Here is a 4999-nt window from a genome sequence, read left to right on the forward strand (position 1 = left end):
TGCGCACCACGAACACGATGTGACTGGCCCCACCGGTGTCCGTCCGGGTCAGCCGCGCGATGTACACCCCGGAAACGGCCGTCGAGGGCACCGCCCACGACGCCGAGACCGCCCAGTTCCCGCAGTCCACCGGCGCCGGCGACGACCCCGTCGCATTCGGGATCGTTCCGCAAGCCGGTTGCGTGCGGGGCGTCGGAGTGACAGACGTGATCAGCCGCGCACCGTCCCCGCCGTACCAGCCCAACCGGTAGATGTCGATCGAGTACGGTGCCGAGGTCTTGATCTTGAACGACTCGGTCTGCCCCACGTTCACGCTCATGCCCGTGGCGAACCCCTGGATTGTGGAGTCACCCGACCCGGAGATGTCCCACACCGACTCGGGCGTGCCCGGCTTGGAGTTCTCGCAGGCGATCACGCTGACGACGGGGTTGCAGGGATCGGCTGCGGAGGCAGCCGGAGCACTGACCGGCAGCAGCACGATCACCGTCGCCATCACTCCGACGGCTGCCACGAGTCCCGACCGAACGCGACGCATCATGTTGTTACCCACTCCCCGCTTGGTATCCCCCGACGAACAACGGCGCAGCCCCCGGGGCACCCGCCGAGGCGTCAGGCTAACCCGCGGATCCATCCCGAAGGCAGGGCCCGCAGCCAAGTCTGGCCGATCGGTTGAACCCGCTCCCAACCCTGTGCATCTGCCTTGTAACACAGTGCAATCGACGGCTCCGAATGCGTCACTGCAGAGCCTCCCGCAGCGCCGTCGCGACCCGGTCCTGCTGCTCCGGCGTGATCCCGGGGTAGAGCGGAAGCGAGAGGATCTGCTCGGCTGCACGTTCGGCGACCGGTGCGGAACCGGCCCCCTTCCCGTACCCGGCGAACGCCGGCTGCAGGTGGACCGCGACCGGGTAGTGGATGCCTGCGCCAACTCCCGCCTCCTGGAGTCGGTGAAGCACCTCGTCGCGTCGAGGCACCCGGACCACGTACAGGTGCCAAACCGGCACACTGCTCGACGCGACCGTCGGCAGGACCACCGGTTCGAGATCAGCGAGGAGCTCGGCGTAGATGGCCGCTGCCGCACGGCGCAGCTCGTTCCAACCGTCCAGCCGCGCCAGCTTCGCGGACAACACCACGGCCTGCAGCGTGTCCAGCCGAGAGTTGAACCCGAACGACTCGTGGATGTACTTGCGGTCGCTGCCATGGTTCGCCAGCAACCGCGCTCGATGGGCGACACCCTCGTCGTCCGTGAGCACGGCCCCCGCGTCGCCGTAGGCGCCCAGGTTCTTGCCGGGGTAGAAGCTGGTCCCCGCTACCTGGCCGAGACTCCCGGCGGGGCGACCGAGTCGCGTCGCTCCCTGGGACTGGGCGGCGTCCTCGATGACCACGAGGTCGTGCCTCGCCACGAGGTCGGCCAGCTGCTCGACCGGCGCTGCCTGTCCGAACAGGTGCACCGGGATCACCGCCCGGGTGCGCGGTCCGACAGCGGCCGCCACCGCCTCCGAGTCGAGGAGGAGCGTGTCCGCTTTCACGTCCACGAACACCGGTCGGGCGCCGGCCCGCACAACTGCTTCCGCCGTGGCGACGAACGTATTCGCCGGAACGATCACCTCGTCGTCCGCGCCGATCCCGGACGCACGAAGAGCGATCTCCAAGGCATCCGTGCCGTTGCCCACGCCGATGCAGTGAGCGACGCCGGTGTAGGCGGCGTAGGCCTCCTCGAACCGGTGAACCGCGCCGCCGCCGACGAAGTCGGTCGCGGCCAGGACCTGGGCGAAGCCTTCGGCCACCTCAGCGGCCACCTCCCGCTGCTGCCAGCCGAGGTCGACGAGAGGGACGGTGGTCATCAGGTGCTCCCGGGTTCGGAGTGGATAGGTTGTTCCTGCCGAGCGTGAGCGAGGACTGGGTCGGGTGCGGCGCCGCGGTGGGTGGCCGGTGATCCGAACCACATCTCCTGGGCAGGGACGTCGCGCAGCACGAGCGATCCCATGCCGGTGAGCGACCATTCGCCCACGTCCAGGCCCTCGCGCACCATGCTCCCGGCCCCGAGGTAGGCACCACGGCCGATGTGGACGGACCCGCCCAGCACGACCCGCGATGCCAAGGTGGCGTAGTCGTCCACGACGTCGTCGTGGGTCACCACGCAGCCCGGCATGACGGCAACGTGGGCGCCGATCCGGACCGAAGCGGTGGCCACCACCCCGGCCAGCAGCACCGTCCCAGCGCCGACCTGCGTGTCGGGCGACAGCCAGGCCGTGGGATGGACGACAGTGGCATACCGGTCCGCATCGAGTCCGAGCCGGGCGACCAGGCGCGCCCGGCTGGCATAGTCCCCCGGCCGCCCGGTGCACACCACAACGGCCGCCGCGGACCGCTCTACTGCGGTCTCCGGCGGGCCAAGCACCGGCAAGCCGGCGACCACGCCCCCCCACCGAGCAGGGTCGTCGTCCAGGAAGCCAAACAGCTCCCAGGGCGCATCTGGCCACCCGCGGACCGCCTGCGCCACCTCCCGGGCCAGGCCCCCGGAGCCGACAAGCAGCAACGGCTGTGGAGCGGTCACCCAGGACCCTTCGCGGCCCGGGCGAGGACCTCGACCACCCGGTCCTGGTCTTCCTCCGTGAGCCCGTGGAACAGCGGCAGTATCAGCGACTGCTTGGTCAGCCGCTCGGTGACCGGCAGCGAGGCCGGAGCGAGATCCGCGTGGGCAGGTTCCAGGTGTGCGGCCATGATGCCCCGCCGGGCCGAGATCCCAGCGGCAGCGAGCTGCGCGAGAAGCTCGTCGCGGGTCACGGGGAAGCCTGCGTCGAGCTCCACCCAGAAGGACTGGAAGTTGCTGGTGCCATAGGACGGGTCGGTGACGCAGCGCAGGCCAGGCACAAGGCCCAGCAGGGACTGGTAGCGCTCCGCCAGCGCGCGTCGACGCGCGACGATCTCGTCGAGACGGCCGAGCTGCACAAGTCCAATGGCCGCCTGGACGTCAGTCATCCGATAGTTGAAGCCGACCTCGAGGTACTGCTCGACGATCACCCGGTCGGCCGCCGCATGGCGGTCCGCAGCCGACACGCTCATGCCGTGCTCCCGCAGCCGTCGCAGGCGGGCCGCTAGGTCGGGGTCGTCCGTCGTGAGCATGCCGCCCTCACCGGTGGTCAGCAGCTTGCGCGGGTGGAACGACCAGGCGGTCATCAACGCCCCCCAGCCGACCGGCTTCCCTCGGTACTCAGAGCCGGCCGCGCACGCGGCGTCCTCGATGACCAGCAGACCGCGCTCGACGGCCAGCGCTCGCAACGGCTCGACGTCCGCGGGGACTCCGCCCTGGTGGACGACGATGACGGCCTTGGTACGCCCGGAGAGAACCGCCGCTACGGTCTCGGCCGTCACGTTGCCCGTGAGCGGGTCGACGTCAGCGAAGACCGGCGTGGCTCCGACGTAGCGAGGCGCGTTGGTCGTGGCCACGAAGGAGAACGACGGCACCACGACTTCGTCGCCGGCGCCGATTCCGGCCACCACCAACGCCAGGTGCAGCGCGGTCGTGCACGAGGTGACAGCGACGCCGTGCGCAGCCCCGACCCGCTCGGCGAAGGCTCGCTCAAACTCCTGCACGCGAGGTCCCTGGGCCACCCAGCCCGACATCACGGCTGCCGCAGCGGCTTGGGCCTCCTCCTCGCCGAGCCACGGGACCATCACCGGGATCGTGCTGCGGCCTGTCGTCTGGGTCATGCTGAGATCATCCTCCGAGCCGTCCTGTGCCTGCACTGTCCGACCGACGCCATTCGAGTGGAATCAGTAGGCGCCGGATCCCCCGAGTACCGCCCGGCCGGTCTTCCACAGGATCTGCAGGTCGAAGGCAAACGACCAGTTGTCCACGTAGCGCAGGTCGAGCCGGATCGACTCCTCCCAGCTGAGGTCCGCGCGTCCGCTGACCTGCCACAGACCGGTCAGCCCCGGTCGTACGAGCAACCGGCGGCGCACGTGGTCGGCGTACTTCTCGACCTCGTCGGGCAGCGGCGGACGGGGGCCGACCAGCGACATCTGGCCCACAGCGACGTTGACCAGCTGCGGCATCTCGTCGATCGAGTAGCGGCGGATCCACCCGCCGACCCGGGTGATCCGCGGGTCGGCGTGCATCTTGAACATCAGGCCGTCGCGGTCGTTGTGCTCCAGCAGGTTCGAGCGCTGGGCCTCGGCGTCCACCACCATGGAGCGGAACTTGTACAGCCGGAACGGCCGGCCGTCCTTGCCGATGCGCACCTGCTTGAAGATCGCCGGACCGTGACTGTCGATCCGGATGGCCACCGCCACCGCCAGCAGCAGCGGCGAGAGCAGGACCAGCGCCGCGGCGGCCGTCAGCCGGTCGAAGACCGACTTGAAGAATCGACGACCCCCGGAGAACGACGGCTGCTCGACGTGCAGCAGCGGCAGGCCGGACACCGGACGGATGGAAAGCCGCGGGCCGGCCACTTCGACGAGGGAGGGCGCGACCAGCAGGTCGGCGCCGGTCGGCTCGAGGTCCCAGGCCAGGCGGCGCAGCTGCTCGGGGCCGAGGTCGCCGGCCGCCAGCACCGCGACGGTGTCCGCTCCGGTCAGCCGCACAGCGTGCGCGACCGTGTCGTAGCCCCCGATCACCGGTATGCCGGCCTCCAGCAGCGGCACTCGTTGTCCCGTCACCGGCAGGCAGGCGCCGACGATGTGCAGGCCGTGGTAGCGCTGCTCACCCAGCCGGTCGAGCAGGTCGACGACTGGCCCCTCGTGGCCGACGACCACCACGCGGTGCAGGAAGTCACCAGCGGAGCGCCGATGGTGCAGCCACTTGCGCAGTCCGTAGCGTCCCGCGAGCGAGAGCACCGCGACTGCTGGGAGCGTGATCAGCACGAATCGACGCGACAGCTCGTACTCAAGGAGGTAGGCCGTGAAGGTGACCAGGGCAGTCACCGTCAGGGCGGCGCGACCGACTCTCCGGAACTCCTCCGAACCGACGACCAGGTACCGCGCCTCGTAACCGCGGTTG

General features: G+C 70.1%; 5 protein-coding genes. All 5 read right to left on the reverse strand.

Features of this window, described 5'->3' with window-relative positions; all coding sequences use genetic code 11:
• Nucleotides 1-493 (reverse strand): N,N-dimethylformamidase beta subunit family domain-containing protein (locus VIM19_00010; protein ID HEY5183303.1); only part of this gene is annotated, 493 nt, incomplete at its 3' end.
• Between the two features lie 241 nt (nucleotides 494-734).
• Complete coding sequence (locus VIM19_00015; GenBank protein ID HEY5183304.1) at nucleotides 735-1841, reverse strand: DegT/DnrJ/EryC1/StrS family aminotransferase; 1107 nt, start codon at nucleotides 1839-1841, stop codon at nucleotides 735-737.
• Nucleotides 1841-2554 carry a NeuD/PglB/VioB family sugar acetyltransferase gene (locus tag VIM19_00020; GenBank protein HEY5183305.1) on the reverse strand — a complete coding sequence of 238 codons (714 nt, stop codon included), beginning with the start codon at nucleotides 2552-2554 and terminating at the stop codon, nucleotides 1841-1843. Before VIM19_00020 ends, VIM19_00015 begins: the two co-directional genes overlap by 1 nt.
• Nucleotides 2551-3711 (reverse strand): DegT/DnrJ/EryC1/StrS family aminotransferase, encoded by a 1161-nt coding sequence (locus VIM19_00025; GenBank protein HEY5183306.1) that lies wholly within the window; start codon nucleotides 3709-3711, stop codon nucleotides 2551-2553. Before VIM19_00025 ends, VIM19_00020 begins: the two co-directional genes overlap by 4 nt.
• Nucleotides 3712-3774: 63 nt before the next feature.
• On the reverse strand, nucleotides 3775-4999 hold a 1225-nt coding region (locus tag VIM19_00030), incomplete at its 5' end, for a sugar transferase (GenBank protein HEY5183307.1).

The sequence above is a fragment of the Actinomycetes bacterium genome (assembly GCA_036510875.1).
Classification (GTDB): domain Bacteria; phylum Actinomycetota; class Actinomycetes; order Prado026; family Prado026; genus DATCDE01.